The 19874-nt window shown below is 40.3% G+C and carries 17 protein-coding genes; 16 read left to right on the plus strand and 1 reads right to left on the minus strand.

Annotation, left to right across the window (positions count from 1 at the left end; translation table 11 throughout):
- The first annotated feature begins 55 nt into the window (after positions 1–55).
- The 6 genes from IE339_RS03725 to clpB all read left to right on the plus strand — a co-directional run bounded on the left by IE339_RS03725 (position 56) and on the right by clpB (position 9004).
- Positions 56–1135 carry a carbamoyl phosphate synthase small subunit gene (locus tag IE339_RS03725; protein WP_242173650.1) on the plus strand — a complete coding sequence of 360 codons (1080 nt, stop codon included), beginning with the start codon at positions 56–58 and terminating at the stop codon, positions 1133–1135.
- Entirely contained in the window at positions 1128–4253 is a 3126-nt protein-coding gene (locus IE339_RS03730; protein WP_242173652.1) for a carbamoyl-phosphate synthase (glutamine-hydrolyzing) large subunit, read from the plus strand. Before IE339_RS03725 ends, IE339_RS03730 begins: the two co-directional genes overlap by 8 nt.
- Positions 4250–5209, plus strand: a complete 960-nt coding sequence (gene argF / locus IE339_RS03735) for an ornithine carbamoyltransferase (protein ID WP_242173654.1) — start codon at positions 4250–4252, stop codon at positions 5207–5209. Before IE339_RS03730 ends, argF begins: the two co-directional genes overlap by 4 nt.
- Before the next feature lie 158 nt (positions 5210–5367).
- Positions 5368–6012 carry an SDR family oxidoreductase gene (locus IE339_RS03740; RefSeq protein WP_242173656.1) on the plus strand — a complete coding sequence of 215 codons (645 nt, stop codon included), beginning with the start codon at positions 5368–5370 and terminating at the stop codon, positions 6010–6012.
- 85 nt (positions 6013–6097) lie between these two features.
- On the plus strand, positions 6098–6277 hold the full coding sequence (locus IE339_RS03745; RefSeq protein ID WP_053399430.1) for a YjzC family protein: 180 nt from the start codon (positions 6098–6100) through the stop codon (positions 6275–6277).
- Between the two features lie 126 nt (positions 6278–6403).
- The gene (gene clpB, locus IE339_RS03750; protein ID WP_242173658.1) at positions 6404–9004 is read left to right on the plus strand and encodes an ATP-dependent chaperone ClpB; all 2601 of its coding nucleotides are present in this window, start codon (positions 6404–6406) and stop codon (positions 9002–9004) included.
- Positions 9005–9041: 37 nt separating this feature from the next.
- On the opposite strand, the gene IE339_RS03755 is transcribed toward clpB, so the two are convergent.
- On the minus strand, positions 9042–9236 hold the full coding sequence (locus tag IE339_RS03755) for a YjzD family protein (RefSeq protein WP_053400081.1): 195 nt from the start codon (positions 9234–9236) through the stop codon (positions 9042–9044).
- A 280-nt stretch (positions 9237–9516) separates the two neighbouring features.
- On the opposite strand from IE339_RS03755, the gene IE339_RS03760 reads away from it, so the two are divergent.
- The 10 genes from IE339_RS03760 (at position 9517) to opp4A (ending at position 19804) form a co-directional block, all read left to right on the plus strand.
- Positions 9517–10254 (plus strand): alpha/beta hydrolase family protein, encoded by a 738-nt coding sequence (locus IE339_RS03760; protein WP_242173660.1) that lies wholly within the window; start codon positions 9517–9519, stop codon positions 10252–10254.
- Positions 10255–10327: 73 nt separating this feature from the next.
- On the plus strand, positions 10328–11221 hold the full coding sequence (locus IE339_RS03765; RefSeq protein ID WP_242173662.1) for an NAD-dependent epimerase/dehydratase family protein: 894 nt from the start codon (positions 10328–10330) through the stop codon (positions 11219–11221).
- Between the two features lie 112 nt (positions 11222–11333).
- Positions 11334–12296 (plus strand): BMP family ABC transporter substrate-binding protein, encoded by a 963-nt coding sequence (locus IE339_RS03770; protein ID WP_242173664.1) that lies wholly within the window; start codon positions 11334–11336, stop codon positions 12294–12296.
- Between the two features lie 10 nt (positions 12297–12306).
- Positions 12307–12501: a ComZ family protein gene (locus IE339_RS03775; protein WP_242173667.1), complete on the plus strand. Its 195-nt coding sequence runs from the start codon at positions 12307–12309 to the stop codon at positions 12499–12501.
- 227 nt (positions 12502–12728) lie between these two features.
- Positions 12729–13661 carry a beta-ketoacyl-ACP synthase III gene (locus IE339_RS03780; protein WP_242173669.1) on the plus strand — a complete coding sequence of 311 codons (933 nt, stop codon included), beginning with the start codon at positions 12729–12731 and terminating at the stop codon, positions 13659–13661.
- 40 nt (positions 13662–13701) lie between these two features.
- Entirely contained in the window at positions 13702–14940 is a 1239-nt protein-coding gene (fabF, locus tag IE339_RS03785) for a beta-ketoacyl-ACP synthase II (protein WP_242173671.1), read from the plus strand.
- 123 nt (positions 14941–15063) lie between these two features.
- Positions 15064–15852 carry a DUF2268 domain-containing putative Zn-dependent protease gene (locus IE339_RS03790; protein WP_242173673.1) on the plus strand — a complete coding sequence of 263 codons (789 nt, stop codon included), beginning with the start codon at positions 15064–15066 and terminating at the stop codon, positions 15850–15852.
- 148 nt (positions 15853–16000) lie between these two features.
- Entirely contained in the window at positions 16001–17026 is a 1026-nt protein-coding gene (locus IE339_RS03795; protein WP_397428592.1) for an ABC transporter ATP-binding protein, read from the plus strand.
- On the plus strand, positions 17026–18000 hold the full coding sequence (locus IE339_RS03800; protein ID WP_242176104.1) for an ABC transporter ATP-binding protein: 975 nt from the start codon (positions 17026–17028) through the stop codon (positions 17998–18000). Before IE339_RS03795 ends, IE339_RS03800 begins: the two co-directional genes overlap by 1 nt.
- 82 nt (positions 18001–18082) lie before the next feature.
- Positions 18083–19804, plus strand: coding sequence for an oligopeptide ABC transporter substrate-binding protein (gene opp4A, locus IE339_RS03805; RefSeq protein ID WP_242173675.1), 1722 nt, complete (start codon positions 18083–18085; stop codon positions 19802–19804).
- Positions 19805–19874: the final 70 nt, after the last annotated feature.

A 19874-nucleotide genomic window follows, 5' to 3' on the forward strand; every position in this document is an offset into this window, starting at 1 on the left:
ACAAAAATGAATAAAAATACTTTAATATAAATAAAAATTCAAAGAGGGATGCACAATGAACGGATATTTGAAGTTGGAAAACGGTGAAACATTCGAAGGAATTTTAGAAGATACGTCAACATCGAAGGACATAACAGGCGAGGTTGTATTTTTTACAGGAATGACCGGCTATCAAGAAGTGTTAACAGATCCTTCATACAAGAATCAGTTTATTGTTTTTACGTATCCGCTAATCGGAAACTACGGCATTAATGAACATGATTATGAAAGCAAACAGCCTCATGTAGCAGGTGTCATCGTATATGAATGCTCAGAAGCAGGTCATCATTACGAAGCAACTTATAGCCTTCAGCAATACTTGAAAAAATGGAATATCCCACTGATTACGCATGTTGATACACGAGCACTTGTGAAAAAAATTCGGAATGAAGGGACGATGCAGGCAATTTTATCATCTGAGAAAGAAAAAGTGCATGTTAAAGCACAGCCACAAGATGAGCTGGTCGTTCAAGAAGTATCAACATCTGTTCCGACCACATACGGAGAAGGGAATAAGCATATCGTTTTATTCGATTTCGGCTACAAGCGCTCCATTTTAGAAGAGCTGCTAAAACAAAACTGCAAAGTAACCGTCGTGCCATACGGAACAACAACAGAAGAAATCAAACAGCTTTCCCCAGACGGAGTTGTTCTTTCAAATGGACCAGGAGATCCGATGCAAATGCAGTTTCATATGAGCACATTAAAAAAGGTGATTGAAACATATCCAACGCTTGGAATTTGCTTAGGTCATCAGCTCATTGGGCTAGCGTTTGGAGCACAAACGAAAAAGCTTTCCTTTGGCCATCGCGGTGCGAATCAGCCGGTTATAGATTTAGATACGAAAAAAGTATGCATGACCTCACAAAATCATAGCTATGTCGTCGATGAAACAAGCTTAGACAAAACGAAGCTGAAGGTAAGATTTAAAAACGTAAATGATCAGTCTATCGAAGGGCTGAAACACGAGAGTCTGCCTGTCGTATCTGTTCAATTTCATCCAGAAGCTCATCCAGGACCAAGTGACAGCAACTACATTTTTGAAGAGTTTTTAACAACAGTGAACGAAGTAGGGAGAGAGAAACTATATGCCTAAAGATACATCCATTCAAAAAATATTAGTCGTAGGATCTGGCCCCATTATTATTGGTCAGGCAGCAGAGTTTGATTATTCAGGAACACAAGCTTGTTTGTCATTAAAGGAAGAGGGTTATGAGGTCGTTTTAGTGAACAACAACCCAGCGACGATTATGACAGATGATCATATTGCGGATGAAATTTACTTCGAGCCGTTAACCGTTGATAGCTTAGAAAAAATTATGATAAAAGAAAAACCAGACGGAATGCTTGCAACGCTTGGAGGGCAAACGGGTCTAAATTTAGCATTGGATCTGCATGAGCAAGGGATTTTAAAGAAGCACGGCGTGAGACTTCTCGGTACACCCATTGAATCCATTAAAAAAGGAGAAAGTAGAAACGAGTTTCGTTCACTAATGAAGGAACTGAATGAACCTGTACCTGAGAGTGAAGTTGTGACACAAATTAACGAAGCGCTTGCTTTTGCAGAGCAAGTTGGTTTCCCTGTTATTGTTCGTCCAGCCTATACGCTTGGAGGAACAGGCGGTGGGATTGCTTCAAACGTAGAAGAGCTTCAAACGCTTGCAGCATCAGGTCTAAGAGAAAGTGCTATTCATGAATGTTTAATTGAAAAAAGCATTGCGGGTTTTAAAGAGGTTGAATATGAGGTGATGCGCGATCAAAATGACACGTGCATTACGATTTGTAACATGGAAAACATCGATCCTGTTGGTATTCATACAGGAGATTCAATCGTCGTAGCGCCGTCTCAAACGCTAACAGACGTCGAGTACCAGATGCTCCGCTCCGCTTCCATTAAAATTATTTCTGAATTAGGAATCATCGGTGGTTGCAATATTCAATTTGCATTAGATCCCGCAAGTAAACAGTATTATCTCATTGAGGTGAACCCACGTGTCAGTCGTTCGTCTGCTCTTGCATCAAAAGCAACCGGTTATCCAATTGCTAAAATCGCTGCAAAGCTTTCAGTAGGCTATACGCTAGATGAGCTGCTGAATCCAGTAACGGGTGATACATATGCAAGCTTTGAGCCGTCACTCGATTATGTAGTCGTTAAAATTCCAAAATGGCCGTTTGATAAATTTGCATCTGCTAATCGTACGCTCGGTACACAAATGAAGGCAACAGGAGAAGTTATGGCGATTGATCGTACGTTTGAACGCAGTCTGCAAAAAGCGGTCTCTTCACTAGAAGTGGATACGCAAGGGTTAGAGCTAGCGTCGTTAAAATCGTTTTCGAATGAAGCGCTAATGGAAAAAATGCTGAAGCAGGATGATGAACGATTATTTGTCGTACTAGAGCTCATTCGCCGTGGTTACACGACTTCGTTTATTCATGAACAAACGAAGATCGATTTATTTTACTTAACGTATTTTGAAAAGCTTGTTGCACTTGAAAGTGAATTAAAAGCTTCTTCTCTACAAGAGATGGAGCATGCCAAGCTTCAGCTCATAAAAGAAAAAGGCTTTACCGATTCGTATTTAGCCTCCATTTGGGATGTGAATGAGTTAGACGTACGTGCAAAGCGAAAGGAAATGGGCGTTGTACCTAGCTATAAGATGGTGGACACGTGTGCAGCAGAATTTGCTTCATCTACAGCTTATTTTTACTCTAGCTATTTTGGTGAGAGCGAGCTGATCTCGTCGTCGAAAAAGAAAATTGCGGTTATTGGTTCTGGCCCGATTCGTATTGGTCAAGGAGTCGAATTTGATTATAGCTCCGTACACGGTGTGTTAGAGCTTCAAAAGCAGGGGTACGAAACCATTTTAATTAACAATAATCCTGAAACGGTAAGTACCGATTTCGAGATCGCGGATCGTCTATATTTCGAGCCCCTAACGCTTGAAGATGTATTAAACGTATTAGAAGCAGAGTCTGTAACGGACGTTATTGTTCAATACGGTGGTCAGACGGCAATTTCACTTGTCGACGGGTTAACAGAGGCTGGTATTCACATTTTAGGGGTTTCAAAAGAGATGATTGATGCACTTGAAGATCGCGATCTTTTTTATCAGCTATTAGATGAACTACATGTTCCACATATTCCAGGAGAAATGGCTCTAAGTGAAGCGGATCTGCTACAGAAAGCAAAAAAGATTGGCTATCCATTGTTAATTCGTCCGTCTTACGTAATCGGAGGCAGAGGAATGGTGACACTTCACGATGAGGAGGAGCTGCTTTCACACGTCAAGCAAATTCAGGCCAAGCACTATCCCATTTTAATTGATGCGTATCTTCCTGTGAAAGAAGTGGAGATTGACCTTGTAGCAGACGGACATAATGTTCTCATTCCAACGATTGTCGAGCATGTCGAAAAAGCGGGTGTTCACTCTGGTGATAGCTATGCCTACTTACCGGCGCATTCGCTTTCAGAAAATGTGAAAGAAACGATTTGTGAATATGCACAAAAAATGGTGAAAAAGCTTGCCTATAAAGGAGTTATGAACATTCAGTACGTAGTAGACGGTGAACAAGTGTATGTGCTTGAAGTAAATCCACGTGCTAGTCGTACAGTTCCAGTAGTGAGCAAAGTAACAGGAATCCCACTTGTCTCCTTTGCAACGCAATTATTACTCGGGAAATTATTGCCGGATTTGCATGAAAAAACAGGCTTACTGTCGGAAATTCCTTATCAAGTCGTGAAATTTCCTGTATTCTCGACTTTAAAGTTAGCTGGAGTAGATCCAGTTGTAGGACCAGAAATGAAATCAACTGGTGAAGCAATTGCGATTGCTTCTACGATCGAAGAAGCCGCGAAAAAAGCGTTTCATGCTTATGTGAGTAAGAATGCTGGGGCAAACGAAGTGTTTATTGATGGTGCCAAAGATGAAGGTTGGGAGAGCTTTTTATCCGAACATGGGTTAAAAGTGATAAGAGATGAAGAGGTAGAAGAATGGGCGAAGAAGAAAGAATCCTTGCTGTTTGTAAGCTTGGCGCAAGGTGAACAAGCGAAGGGAAATCGATTCGCAGCGTTAAAACACGGTGTGCTAGTGATGACAGAAAAAGAAACGGTCGAGCTTTTTGCGAAAGGTAAAAAGCAGGATGCATATGATGTTCAATCGCTACAGCAATGGATGAAAGTAAATTCAAAGGAAAAGGAAGTGCAGCCTTCATGAACGCATTATCAGTTGCTTCAAGTACGTTTAATCTAAAGGGAAAAGACTTTTTAACTCTTTTAGACTTTTCAAGTGATGAAATTTTCTATTTATTAAATCAAGCAGTGAAGTTAAAAGAAGCACATTTGAGTGGGAAAAATCCAAAAAGCCTTGAGGGTAAAACGTTAGGCATGATTTTTGAAAAGTCTTCGACACGTACCCGCGTCTCGTTTGAAGCTGGAATGCTTCAGCTTGGCGGTCATCCTCTGTTCTTAAGCAGCAAAGACTTGCAGCTTGGCCGCGGGGAAACAATTGCAGATACAGCAAAGGTATTATCTCAATTCATTGACTGCATCATGATCCGTACGTTTGAACATGAAAAAGTAGAAGAATTAGCAAAGTACGCCTCTATTCCCGTTATTAATGGGTTAACGGACGACTTCCATCCTTGCCAGGCGCTAGCAGATCTTCTCACCATTTATGAACATAAACAGAGCTTTTCAAATCTAAAGGTTGCCTACATTGGAGATGGAAATAATGTTGCTCATTCGTTAATGATCGGCTGTGCAAAAATGGGGATTGATTTTACGCTTGCCTGTCCAGATGGCTATAAGCCAAAAGCGTGGATTGTTGAAAAGGCACAAGAAATTGCTAAGGCAATGAAGTCCTCTATCGTCATTACGGATAACCCAATCCAAGCGGCTAAAGATGCAGATGCGCTGTATGGTGACGTGTGGACGAGTATGGGTCAAGAAGAAGAATCAAAAGCTCGATTAGAAACGTTTGCTTCTTATCAAATCAATAAAGAGCTCGTATCGTATGCGAAGGATGATTATCTTTTCTTGCACTGCTTACCGGCTCACCGCGGCGAGGAAGTAACAGCAGAAATCATTGATGGACCAAACTCTGTCGTATTTCAACAAGCCGGAAATCGCATGCACGTGCAAAAAGCTTTGCTACAGGCGATTCTTGGCTAAAAGGGCGAATAATTTCGCCTTTTTTTTATGTCATATTTAATGAATTCGGGAGAAAATCACCTTTTACTAGAGCATATTCTTTTGTTTAAATCCACTTGAATGGGGAATACGAAGAACAGACACAGAACAGATACTCCAAAAAAGAAAGGTGATTTTTCATGAAAGTATTAGTTGTAGGAGCAAACGGAACAACAGGAAAGCAAGTAGTGGAACTTTTAAGTAAGTCAAACGAGCATCAGCCGGTGGCAATGCTTCGTGACAAAAAGCAGGCGCCTGATTTTGAACGTTTAGGATCTCACACTGTAATTGCCGATCTTGAAGGTGATGTATCGAAAGCCGTAGAAGGCGTGGATGCAATTATTTTTGCCGCAGGTTCAGGCGGAAATACAGGAGATGACAAAACCATCGCTGTTGACCAAAATGGTGCCATTAATGTTATTAACGAAGCACAAAAACAAAACGTTAAACGCTTTGTTATGCTAAGCTCAGTTGGGACAGATAACCCAGCAGCGGGTCCAGACGGTCTACAAGTGTACCTTCAGGCGAAAGCTGTAGCAGATCAACACCTAGAAAACTCGAATCTTCACTATACAATTGTTCGCCCAGGCTCGTTAACAAACGATGCTCCAAGTGGAAAGATCGAATTAGCGACAACGATTGCTGATAAAGAGGGAAGAACAATTGCGCGTGCAGACGTAGCACATGTTCTCGTAAGTGCCTTGACGATTGAAGATACGATCGGCAAAAACTTTGAAATTTTAACGGGTGATACGGATATCGAGCGTGCCCTGCAATTTGCTTGATTGAATTCCAATATCCTCCTCTACTAAGAACGGATGGGGGAGAAGATACTAATGGTGAAGCTTACTTTTAAAAGGAGGCGTCACAATGGGACAAAATCGACATTTTACTCCAGGTCAAAAAGCGCCCAATAATGGGATGTATATTGAGATTGGAGAAACAGGCAGCAACGTCAATAACCCGAAAAAAATGAAGCTAAAAGCGGGAGATCGTTTTCCAGAGACATCAAATGATGACCGTCACTGGACATACGCGCGCAAACCATAAAAGAAAGCCATCCATTTAGGGTGGCTTTCCCTATGTCTGTAGGGCTCTCAGGTGCATTAGCATCGTTTATTCAGCTATAATAAAAACAAATAAACGTATGTTGAAAGGAACAAGGAGGTTTGTGAAATGGATGTTAATAAAATGACGCAAAATCTACAAAAGGCAATGATGGATGCTCAATCAGTTGCAACTAGCCATAATCACCAGGAAATTGATGTTATTCATTTGCTATTAGCACTACTAGAACAAAGTGAAGGGCTTATGCCTCGGGTTCTTCAAAAGCTAGAGATTTCCGTTGACTCGTTTACAAAAGACTTACATAATGTGCTCTCTAAAAAACCTGTTGTCACAGGTTCAGGTACAGAGGCAGGGAAGATTTACGTCACGAACAAGCTACAAAAGATATTAGTTGGAGCGGAACAAGAAGCAAAAGATATGAAGGATGAATATGTTTCCGTTGAACATGTGTTACTTGCTGTAGTTAAAGCTCCTTCTGCTGATTTAGAAGCGGTGTTTAAAAAGCATCACCTTACAGAAGCTACTTTGAAAGGAGTGATTCAGTCTATACGTGGAAATCAGCGTATTACTAATCAAAATCCAGAAGGTACGTATGAGGCGTTAGAGAAGTATGGACGCGACCTTGTAGCAGAAGTAAGAGCAGGAAAACTAGATCCTGTGATTGGACGAGATGGTGAAATTCGCCGTGTAATTCGTATTTTATCTCGTAAAACGAAAAACAATCCTGTCCTGATTGGGGAGCCAGGTGTTGGAAAAACGGCCATCGTTGAGGGGCTAGCACATCGTATTGTGCGTAAAGACGTACCGGAGGGATTGAAGGATAAAACGATCTTTTCACTCGATATGGGATCACTAGTAGCCGGTGCTAAATTTCGTGGTGAATTTGAAGAGCGTCTAAAAGCTGTTTTGCAAGAGGTCAAAAAAAACGAAGGGCGTATTCTGCTTTTTATTGATGAACTACACACCATTGTAGGTGCAGGACGAACAGACGGAGCAATGGACGCAGGAAACTTGCTGAAACCAATGCTTGCAAGAGGGGAGCTACATTGTATAGGAGCTACAACTCTTGATGAGTACCGTCAGTATATTGAAAAAGACCCAGCGCTTGAACGTCGTTTTCAGCAGGTACTCGTGAATGAACCAACAGTCGAAGATACCATTTCCATTCTGCGCGGACTAAAAGAGCGTTTTGAAATTCATCATGGGGTGAATATTCATGACCGAGCATTAGTCGCTGCTGCTACGATGTCTGATCGCTATATTTCGGATCGATTTTTACCAGACAAAGCCATTGATTTAATTGATGAAGCTTGTGCGACCATTCGAACAGAGATTGATTCCATGCCGTCTGAGCTTGATGAGGTAACGCGCCGAATGATGCAGCTTCAAATCGAAGAGGCGGCTCTTGACAAAGAAACAGATGCTGCGAGTAAGGAACGCTTAGAGGCGGTTAGGAAAGAAATTTCTAATTTACAAGAAGATCTAGACGTAATGAAGCTTCAGTGGGAACAAGAGAAAGGCGCGATTCAATCCCTTCAAGAAGTGCGAGAGCGTTTAGAAAAGGCCAAGAGAGAATTATCGGAGGCAGAGGACCGCTATGATCTCAATAAAGCAGCCGAGTTGCGTCATGGTACGATTCCGATGCTTGAGAAAGAACTAACAGAGTTTGAACAAAAGATGGATCAAAATCAATCAGAAAGTCGACTCCTTCGTGAAGATGTAACAGAGGAGGAGATTGCTGATATCGTTTCACGATGGACGAATATCCCTCTCACAAAACTCGTTGAAGGTGAGCGTGAAAAGCTGTTAAAGCTAGAATCTATTTTACAAGAGAGAGTAATTGGACAGCCAGAAGCTATTTCATTGGTTACAGATGCCGTTCTTCGTGCTCGTGCGGGGATTAAAGATCCTAATCGACCAATCGGCTCGTTTATCTTCCTTGGACCTACAGGGGTCGGGAAAACCGAGCTTGCCAAAACGCTCGCACATTCGTTATTTGATAGTGAAGAACAAATGATTCGAATCGATATGTCTGAGTATATGGAGAAGCATGCTGTTTCTAGGCTCATTGGTGCTCCTCCTGGATATGTCGGATATGAAGAAGGTGGACAGTTAACAGAGGCAGTGCGGAGAAAACCATACTCCGTTATCTTGCTGGATGAAATTGAGAAAGCTCATCCGGAAGTATTTAACGTACTGCTTCAAGTGTTAGATGACGGGCGCGTCACTGATTCAAAAGGAAAGCTCGTTGATTTTAAAAATACGGTAATTATTATGACGTCAAATATTGGGTCTCAATATTTACTAGGGGGCGTAGATGATCAAGGGGAAATTAAAGAGGAAGCGAAGGATCAAGTACTTTCCCAGCTTCGCCAGCATTTTCGCCCTGAGTTTTTAAATCGTGTGGATGATGTCATTTTATTTAAGCCTTTGAGTCTAAAGGAAATGACAGGAATTATTGATAAGCTTCTTGTTTCCTTAGAGAAACGCTTATCAGATCGTCATATTACGCTTACGTTAACGGACGAAGCGAAAGCGTTTATCGCAAAGTCAGGATTTGATCCTGTGTACGGTGCACGACCACTGAAACGATTTATGCAAAAGTACCTTGAAACGAAAATTGCCCGCGCGTTAATTGCAGGAGAAGTGCTTGAACACGATCACGTTACGTTTGAGGTCGAAAACGACGAGCTAGTGCTTAAAAAATAATCAAAATAAAAACGAGCTCATTCGTGAGCTCGTTTTATTAATGCTTTTCAGCAGGTTCGTTTGGAATCCCAGCTTCTCCTAGGATAACAATAAACACAGTGAACACTACCGCAAAAATGGAAGCGGTTGTAAAAGTTTCCGAAGTATAACTTGCACCAGACATTGCTCCGATTACGTAAGCAGCCATATGTGTTAGTAGAAACGACCAAACTAACGTCCAAATGATACGCACAAAAATCACCTCGTTATGTAGAAGTTTTTCTAGATCCATCTTAGCATATACGCTACTAATAATAAATGTTATTTCCTGAAAATTGAATGCTTACTCATGGATTGTCAAAAAATAGACTTATTTTTGAAAGGAAGACAGTTATCGTAGACAGAAATCGTTTGGGGTAATGAGGAGGAAAGAGAATTTTTTTATATCGAAATAGGCATTCATCTCGCGCCTTTTTGATGCTCGTTCATATGATGATGAGTAACTAAGATTGTTTTTAGCACGGAGGCCCGTTATGATTACTCAACGTTTCTTTAATCTCGATAATCAATGGTGTGTTGTTCATATCCCTAACAAGCCAAATGGTTTTGGGGTATTAGTGTTAGGGGATCGCGATCATTTTGTTGAAGGATCTACTAGCCTATGGATTCAGCACAGAGGCAGGTGGAACTTACTTCAACTACTTTTAGATCACGGCTATACTATCTTTTACGCTCATTTATATGGGAGAAATTGGGGTAGTTCGAAAGCTTATCGATTGGCGAAGCAGCTTTATCATCTAGTCATGAAGCAAGAAACGTTAAATAAACGTGTGCATATTTTAGCGGAAGGAATGGGAGCGCTGTTAGCCCTTCAGCTCATGGAAAGAGAGCCTCACCTATTTCGATCAACTGCCTTTTTAAATCCATGCATTGACTTTCAAGCGCATATCGAACATGAAAAGAACTATAAATTTTTCTACAAACAGCTCATGAAAGAAATTAGAAGTGCTTATGAAATAAATGAAAAACAAGTTGATCAGGTCATTGCCAGCTCGTTGAAAGTTCAAGATCTTACAGCGACCGTTCCTGCTAGTATCTGGGCTACAACTAACGATGCTCATCATTTTCCTCTATTTCATAGTAAGCTCTACGAGGAACAGCGAAAAAAAATTGACTCGCCAATACGACTATCCCTTCATATTGCCGAAAAGAAGTACCTGTTTCATCACTCCTTGCTCCAATTTTACCGAAAAAATGAATTAGTGCTATAAATTCGCCTCTTTGATTATACATATCATAGGGGCATTATTTTGGCCGAATTAGATAGGGAGGAAGGGACAAAACATGGAGAATGTGGTGATTTACGGAGTGAATCGTTTTGTTGGATTTCAACTGTGCTGTTATTACCTTGAACAAGGAGTCAATGTGGTAGGGTATACGCATCCTGCTCATGAAGAGGAAGATACGCTTCAAGAAGAGATGATTTTATATTTAGGAAGAAACGCTAACTTTTCTTGTGAAGAGATGAATGGAAATGTAGACGTACGCCATATTAATGAACAAACGATTGCGGTGTTTTTTTGGTTTTTTGATGGCGGCGATTTTTATCATCGAAGCTTGGTTAAAACTAGAATAAGAGATGTTCATCAATGGCTAATGGGGGCGTTAGATCATTGTGTGGAAAAAGGAACAAAAACAATTTTTGTCTCGTCACTCTCTGTATTCAATGAGCAACAGCAGAAAATTACGGAGGAAACAAAACCGAATCCAGTCACGGCAGAAGGAAAGGTATATTATCATTTAGAGAAAGTGTTTCAAGCACATACGAGCCAGTCTCCTTCTGCGATTGTCCTGCGCTTTCCTTCATTGTATGGTCCGTGGCAGCCAGTTTCAGCTGCTTATCAAAACGCCATTGTGCATAAAAAAAAGGAAGTTGATTCAATAAAAGAGGATACTCGTAACCTCCTTTATATTGAAGATGCTGTTGAAGCTATTCGTCTATGTGTGGAAAAGAACGAGCTGAGCGGGATCTTACATGTCGTATCGAGTGAAGAAAATGCATGGCAAGTAGGGGCTGAGGCTTTGCAATTGAAAAATAACGTACAAAAAACGGTTAATCCGTTTGTGTCCACAAAGGTGAAAAATGAACTAGGATTTCGTCCGAAGGTACAGATGACAAAGGGAGTTCAAAATCAGTTAAATCATTCCCGCCAGCTGTTTGGGCACGAAATTTTCTGAAAGAAAAAAATTCATGTACAACATGAAAATGGCACGGTAAAATGGATGATGAAGAAAATGAGAGCTTTTGATCATAGATAGAAGCGCTTGTGTAGAAAAAAGGTGTGGCGGTATGAAAAGACCACTAAGTATAGGATGTATAATCGTGCTTGTCCTCTTTTTAGCTAGCTGTGGACAACCTAAGGATGGGCAGCTAAAAAGTGTTGGCTTATTAGTTCCAGAGACGATCAATGATCAAGTGTGGGGAACAAATGGCTATAAAGGAATGTTAAAAATACAGTCCACGTATAATCGCGACGTTTTTTATAAAGAACATACAGATTCTGAGAGAGCCGTAAAGCAGGCGGTGAAGGAATTTTCCAAGCAAGGTGTCAACCTGATTTTTGGTCATGGAGAAGAGTATGCCTCTTATTTTAATAAGCTCGGCAAACAATATCCGGACATTCATTTTGTGTCATTTAATGGTGATGCCAAAGGTGACAACGTAACAACGGTGAACTTCAAAGGAAAGGCCATGGGCTTCTTTGGAGGGATGGTTGCAGGGAAAATGACGAAGTCAAAGAAGGTAGGAGTCATTGCTGCTTACGATTGGCAGCCTGAGGTGAAAGGCTTTTTAGATGGCGTAAAGTTTCAACAGCCAAACGCTCAGGTTGAGATGAAGGTCGTCAAAAGCTGGGATGACAAAAAAACGGCTCGACAGTATGCAGACGAAATGATTAAATCAGGAGTAGATGTTGTCTATCCCGCTGGAGATGGATTTAATGTTTCTATCATTGAAAAGCTAAGAGAAAAGGGCATATACGCCATTGGCTATGTAGCAGATCAATCCGACTTAGGACAGGATACGGTTCTTACGAGCACGGTTCAGCATGTCGATACGCTGTATGAACTCGTAGCGAAAGACTATGATAAGGGGACGTTAAAGACCGGAAATTTAATGTATGATTTTGATAATAAGGTCATTTCCCTAGGTAAATTTAGCCCGCTCGTTGACAAAGCCTATCAAAAGGAAATTCAGCATTATATAAACGAGTATAAAAGAACAGGAAAATTACCTGATCAACAACAGAAATAAAGGAGTTTACATGATGGAACAAAACATTCAGTTTTTACAAATCGCAATGAAATACTTACCGGAAGCAAAGCAATTACTAGATGAATCAGGGATTGAGTTGAGCATGGACAAGCTTCAACCAATTATGGAACTGTTTAATAAAGTAATGGCTGACGCTTACGAATTAGGAAAGCAAGACGCTTTACAGGAAGCAAATCACGAATAAAGAAAAAGCAGCTAGCAAAACTAGCTGCTTTTTCTTTATGAATTTCCATCCCCTTTTGTGATTCTTTCCTAGACAAAGCAAGAGAAATTTCGTAAAATTAGTACCAAGTACTAATAATTGATTATAACTGTGTTACTCCTTTTAAAGGATTTATTTTTAATGATTATATGAATGAATAGAGTTTTTTTGAAAAATTTCACCGCTAAGCGGGCAAGGGAGTGTTCAATATGAATGCTGGAATTAAAGGGATCGGACGGTATTTACCAGAGAAAGTTTTAACAAATGCAGATTTGGAAAAAATGGTGGATACGTCTGATGAGTGGATTCGTACTCGTACAGGAATCGAAGAGCGACGTGTCGCAGATGACAATACAGATACGTCCGATATGGCGTATGAAGCATCATTAAAAGCGATTGCAGATGCGGGCATCGCTCCAGAAGATATTGATTTAATTATGGTTGCAACCGTAACACCAGATCAGCCATTTCCTTCTGTTGCGTGTATGATCCAAGAGCGTTTAGGAGCTAAAAAGGCTGCAGCATTCGATTTGAGTGCGGCTTGTGCAGGGTTTATGTACGGATTAGTTATGGCAAAACAATTTATTGAAAGTGATACGTATCAAAATGTCCTTGTAGTAGGCGTAGAAAAGCTTTCTAAAATCACGGACTGGGATGATCGTAACACAGCTGTTTTATTCGGTGACGGAGCAGGGGCAGCTGTAGTAAGTAAAGTATCCGAAGGACACGGGATTTTATCCTTTGAACTAGGTGCGGATGGAACAGGTGCAAAGCATCTATATCAAGATGAACATATTATCATGAATGGCCGTGAAGTATTTAAATTCGCCGTTCGTCAAATGGGTGAATCAGCGGTTAACGTTATTGAAAAAGCAAACTTAACAAAAGAGGATGTTGATTTCTTAATTCCTCACCAAGCAAACATTCGTATCATGGAGGCTGCGCGTCAGCGTTTAGACCTTCCAGATGATAAAATGTCCAAAACAGTGAAAAAATACGGAAATACATCAGCCGCTTCAATTCCAATTTCTATCGTTGAGGAATTAGAAAATGGTAAGATAAAAGACGGCGATTTAATCGTGATGGTCGGCTTTGGCGGTGGCTTAACTTGGGGAGCTATTGCTTTACGCTGGGGAAAATAATGTCATAATAGAAACGTTGCATATTAAAGGAGATGAAAGCATGGAGAAAAGACGTGTAGTAGTAACAGGTTTGGGCGCAGTCACGCCAATTGGAAATGATGTAGAAACAAGCTGGAAGAATGCAATCGAAGGTGTTTCAGGAATTCGTACCATGACACGCCTTGATCCTGATAACTATTCAGCAAAAGTATCAGCTGAGTTAAAGGACTTTAACGTAGAAGATTATATAGATAAACGTGAAGCAAGAAAAATGGACCGTTTTACACAGTATGCGGTAGTAGCTTCTAAAATGGCTGTTCAAGATGCTAAATTAGACATTACGGATGAAATGGCACCTCGTGTTGGTGTTTGGATCGGATCTGGTATTGGTGGTATGGAAACATTTGAAAACCAATACGAAACATTTTTAGAAAAAGGCGCTCGCCGCGTTAGTCCGTTCTTTGTACCAATGATGATTCCTGATATGGCTGCTGGCCAAGTATCTATTATGCTTGGTGCAAAAGGAATTAACTCTTGTACAGTAACAGCTTGTGCAACAGGGACGAACTCAATTGGGGACGCATTTAAAGTTATTCAGCGTGGAGATGCGGATGTAATGGTAACAGGTGGAACAGAAGCACCGATTACAAAATTATCTGTGGCTGGTTTCTGTGCGAACAAAGCTCTTTCAACAAATCCAGATCCAGAAACAGCATGTCGTCCATTCGATCAAAACCGTGATGGCTTCATTATCGGAGAAGGTGCAGGGATTGTTATCCTTGAAGATTTAGAGCATGCATTAGCGCGCGGAGCGAAAATTTACGCTGAAATCGTTGGATATGGTGCAACAGGTGATGCTCATCACGTAACAGCTCCAGCTCCAGGTGGTGAAGGCGGCGTTCGTGCAATGCGTCAAGCGATTAACGATGCTGGTCTTAAACCAGAAGATATTGATTATATCAATGCTCATGGTACAAGCACAGATTATAACGATAAGTTTGAAACGATGGCAATTAAAGAAGTATTTGGGGAGTACGCACAAAAGGTAGCGATTAGCTCAACAAAATCAATGACTGGTCACTTACTAGGTGCAGCAGGTGGTGTGGAAGCGATCTTCAGTATCAAAGCAATTGAAGATAGCATGATTCCACCAACAATTAACTATGTAACGCCAGACCCAGAATGTGATCTTGATTATGTGCCAAACAAAGCTCGTAAGCAAGAAGTGAAAGCAGTATTAAGTAACTCTCTAGGCTTTGGTGGTCATAACGCTACGATTGTCTTTAAAAAATATGAATAATGAATGAGCAAAAGAGGTGGACTCCTTAAGAGGAGTTCACCTCTTTTTTGTGTGAAAGGTGAAAAAATAGCGCCTCTCTCTCATAAGATAATAAAAATGTTTTGGAGAGGTGGTTGATAGAAAATGGGAGTCATTCAAACAGATGATTGGATGGAGAAAGGCATGGAGAACGCTTCTGTTGTTTTTAAAAACTTGGAACCGTATTTTCCAGAGCTTTCAATAAAAGAGATGCAAGGTCTTTTAAGTAGTCATGGGATGTACCAACCTGGAAAAGAACTTGCTCAGACGATTAAAGATCTTACACAGAAAAAACGTCTGTGGAAAGCGGTACAAAGACAGTACGAATTATTAAAAAAAGAATGGAGAGGCCCTGATATACCTATTTTTCTCTTTTTAAGCAACTCGCATAATCGTCGTCTTCAGCATGAGTACAACGGTCGTTCAGGTATTGCGTTTGATGATAAACTTTTTCTCTTTTTATCACCGGATACGATGTTAAAAGAAGTGCTGGCGGTTTTAACACATGAGTATCATCATGTCTGTCGAATACACCAGCTCAAAATAAAAGAACAGAATACCACGTTGTTAGATAGCATTATGATGGAGGGGCTTGCTGAATATGCGGTAAAAGAATACTGCGGCGATGATTATTTAGCGCCTTGGACAAAATATTATTCAAAGGAGAAAGCGAAATCTCATTGGGATTCACTTCTCAAGCCACATGAGACGCTACGACGAACGGAACGAAAGCATGATGATTTATTATTAGGAAGAAAATGGTACCCGAATATGTTAGGGTATAACACTGGGTTTCATATTGCGGTGAACTGCGGTACTCAACCAGCCATGACGACGAAAAAAATGCTGACCATGACGGCTGAGGAAATTTTATCACGTTCCTCATTTTCTTAAATGGGAGCCTTTTTCGCCCTATGATTTATTTTTTGAATAATGGTATAATTTAGAATAAGAGGATATAATGTGAAGAAATATCGAGTGTATCTTCTTTAGTATGCCTTTTTTTGTTACTACGTTAAAGGTAGATTCGTAGAGGTGGAGAATGAACGAAACGTTACCATATATGAACGAAAAGTTGTTGCTAGAAGTAAAAAATTTAGAGAGTAGCTTTGAAATTAATGGGCGCTATTACAATGCTGTTGATAACGTAACCTTTGAAGTAAAGCGGAAGCAAGTGTTAGGAATTGTTGGCGAATCTGGATGTGGAAAAAGCGCGCTTTCTTTGTCAATTATGGGTCTGCTGCCAAAAGGAAAAAGCAAAATGAAAAAGGAACATATTTTGTTTCAAGGGTCGAACCTTCATGTCGAAGACGACCAAGAAATGCAAAAGATACGTGGAAACAAAATATCAATGATTTTTCAGGAACCAATGACTTCCCTTAATCCTACACTGACAATCGGTTATCAACTTCAAGAAATTTTATTGCATCATGAGCGTCTTTCTAAAGTAGAAGCTATGAGAGAAAGCATATCTCTTCTTAAAAAAGTAGGAATTTCTCATGCTGAGCGAATCGTTTTAGAGTATCCTCATCAATTATCTGGAGGAATGCGTCAGCGCGTTATGATTGCGATGGCAATTGCCTGTAAGCCGAATCTACTCATAGCTGATGAACCAACTACCGCGTTAGACGTAACTGTTCAAGCTCAAGTATTAGAGTTATTAAAAGAGTTACAAAATGAGCATGATATGTCCATTATTATGATTACACATGACCTAGGAGTTGTTGCTGAAATGTGTGATGACGTCATTGTGATGTATGCAGGGAAAATTATTGAGCGAGCAGACGTGGACACGCTCTTTTATCATGCAAAGCATCCTTACACAAAAGCATTGCTCAACTCCATTCCAAAAATAGACCAAGAACTGGAACGTCTGAACACGATTGATGGTATTGTTCCATCCCTTAGTCAAATTAAACGAGTAGGTTGTCCATTTGCTGATCGATGCCCGCAGGCGTTTGAAAAATGTAGAAAGGAAACACCGCAATTAGTGAATGATGAGACCGATCACGAGGTAGCGTGCTTTCTATACGAAAGAAGTTATGAAGGGGTGAAGGTACAATTGTGATGAAAGAAGAACCAATGTTATTAGAGGTTCGTAATTTAAAAACCTACTATTCAACAAAGAAGGGTCTTTTTAAAAAAGAAAAGAAAGAAGTAAAAGCGGTAGATGGAATTAGTTTTTTTATACGCAAAGGGGAAACGCTAGGTCTTGTCGGCGAATCTGGATGTGGAAAGTCAACGACAGGTCGCACGATTTTACGTTTAGTTGACTCAACATCAGGATCGATTATATTTAATGGAAAAGATATCACTCATTTGAATGGCGCATCTCTTCGGAAATACCGTCACGATTTGCAATTAATTTTTCAAGATCCTTATGCATCGTTAAACCCTGTACATATGGTGGGGGACATTATTGCAGCACCTTTGCGTAATTATCGACGCCTTCCAACGAAGGAAATTAAGAAGGAAGTCATGATGCTACTAAAAAAGGTGGGGTTACCTGAAGATGCGTATGATAAGTACCCACATGAGTTTTCCGGTGGTCAACGCCAGCGAATTGGTATTGCGAGAGCACTTGCTCTTCGTCCAAAATTAATTGTGGCAGATGAACCGGTCTCTGCCCTTGACGTATCTGTTCAATCACAAGTCTTAAATTTATTAAAAGAGTTGCAAGAAGAGTTTGACCTCACTTATCTCTTCATTGCCCATGATTTAAGCGTTGTAAAGCACATGAGCGATCGAATTGGCGTCATGTATGTAGGTAACTTAGTAGAAATTGCAAGTAAGAACGATCTTTATGAAGAACCTCTTCATCCATATACACAGGCATTAATGTCAGCGATTCCAGATCCAGATCCTCGAAAGAAAAAGGAGAGAATTATTTTACAAGGAGATGTCCCAAACCCGGTTAATCCTCCAAAGGGATGTGCGTTTCATCCTCGCTGTATCCATGCGATGCCACAGTGTCTAGAGGAGAAGCCATTACTTCGAGAAGTGAAAAAAGAGCAATACGTAGCTTGTCATCTGTACAAATAATGAGCCTCTATTTCCTAAGGATGGGATCAATTTTTTAAAAACAGAAAAAGGAAAATAACAGATAAAATACGGGGGAATTTTGATGAAAAAGACTTTGCTTACTCTTCTTACCCTCATGCTTTTATGCATTAGCTTTTTAGCAGCATGTAGTGAGAAGGAAGAGAAGTCTGATAGAAAACTAGAGAATACGCAATTAAAGCTTCCAAAAAAAGCAGCTCAAACAGGTGGGAGTATAACGGTGGCACTTTCGCGAGAGCCAGAAGGAATATTTGAGCCAGCCTTTTCGACGAGTATGGAAGATGATGATGTTCAAGCCTTTACAACTGAATCCATGTATCAAATTACCAATGATTTAAAATATGTTCCTAACTTAGCTACATGGGATATTAGCAACGATAAAAAAACATACACGTTTCACCTCCATAAAGGAGTGAAATGGCATAATGGAACGGAACTTACGATGGAGGATTGGAAATTTGCGCTTGAAGTTCTTGCAAACGCCGCATACACAGGTCCTTACTTTGAGCATGTAAGTCTCATTAAGGGTGCAAAAGAATACCATAATGGAAAAAGCAATCACATAGAAGGTCTTCGTATTATTGATCCATACACAATGAAAATTACATTTAATGATGTACATACGGCGAACTTGGAGAAATTATGGCCAGTTCCGATGCCGAAAAAGGTGTATCAATCTATTCCGATTAATCGGTTATTTAATTCAGATCCTGTGCGCCGTCATCCAATTGGACTAGGTCCCTTTAAAGTGGCGAATATGTCACAAGAAGGAGAGGTAGACCTTGAATTTTTCCCTGACTATTGGAAAGGCAGAGCACTGCTCGATAAAGTCACATTAAAAGTATTGGATACGCCTTCTTTGGAGGGGGATTTTAAAAAGGGAGCGGTTGATTTAGCAAGTATTGATTCAGCTTCTATGAATCAATTAGAGCGATTACAAAATGTTCATGTTAGTAAAATACGGGGAAGCATTTATTCGTATATTGGACTGCGGTTTGGACATAGAGACAATCAGCGAGATAAAAATGTGGATGACCTAGAAAAGTTCAAAAATAAAAAGCTTCGCGAAGCACTCATGTATGCCTTAAACCGTTCAAAAATGATTGATGACTTTTTGGATGGACAAGCTAGGGTAACTAATAGCGTACTTCCTTCCACATCATGGCTTGCTTTAGAACCAAAAGAGCTTATTTCCTACGAGTATAATCCAAAAAAAGCGAAAAAATTATTGGGTGAAGCTGGTTACATTGACCGTAACGGTGACGGATTTGTCGAGGACCCGAACGGTCAGGAATTTCATATTTCCTTTGGACATTATGCAGGTTCTGCTTTGTTTGAAAGTCGAGCAAAAGCAATCATTCAAGCATGGAAGGACATTGGAATTCGGACTCAGCTTTCAACAGGCTCATTAATTGAATTTAATTTATACAATGACATGAAGGAAAAGGATGATCCTACTCTTGAAGCCTTTATTGGTTCATGGTACATCGGAGCCGATCTAGATCCACTCCCTCTGTGGGGCTCAAATGCTGCTTGGAATTATGGTCGCTATAAAAATGAAAAATCGGATCAGTTGTTAGAAGAAGGGATAGGTGAGAAAGCATTTGATGACGCCTATCGAAAAAATGTCTACCGAAAGTGGCAAAAATTGTTTAATGAAGAGCTGCCTATTTTACCTTTATGGGAAAAAACCGATTTGTTTGTGATTAGTAATCGATTACAGCATGTAGAGATTAATAGCCTTACTCCTTTTAATCACGTCGAGAAGTGGAGCGTGACAAAATAAAGCGCATTTTATAAAACAAGTAGAGAAGTAAATAGAATTATTTGGAATAAAAAGCGCATCCTATGCCTAT

This window comes from Priestia koreensis (genome assembly GCF_022646885.1).
GTDB classification, from domain to species: domain Bacteria; phylum Bacillota; class Bacilli; order Bacillales; family Bacillaceae_H; genus Bacillus_AG; species Bacillus_AG koreensis_A.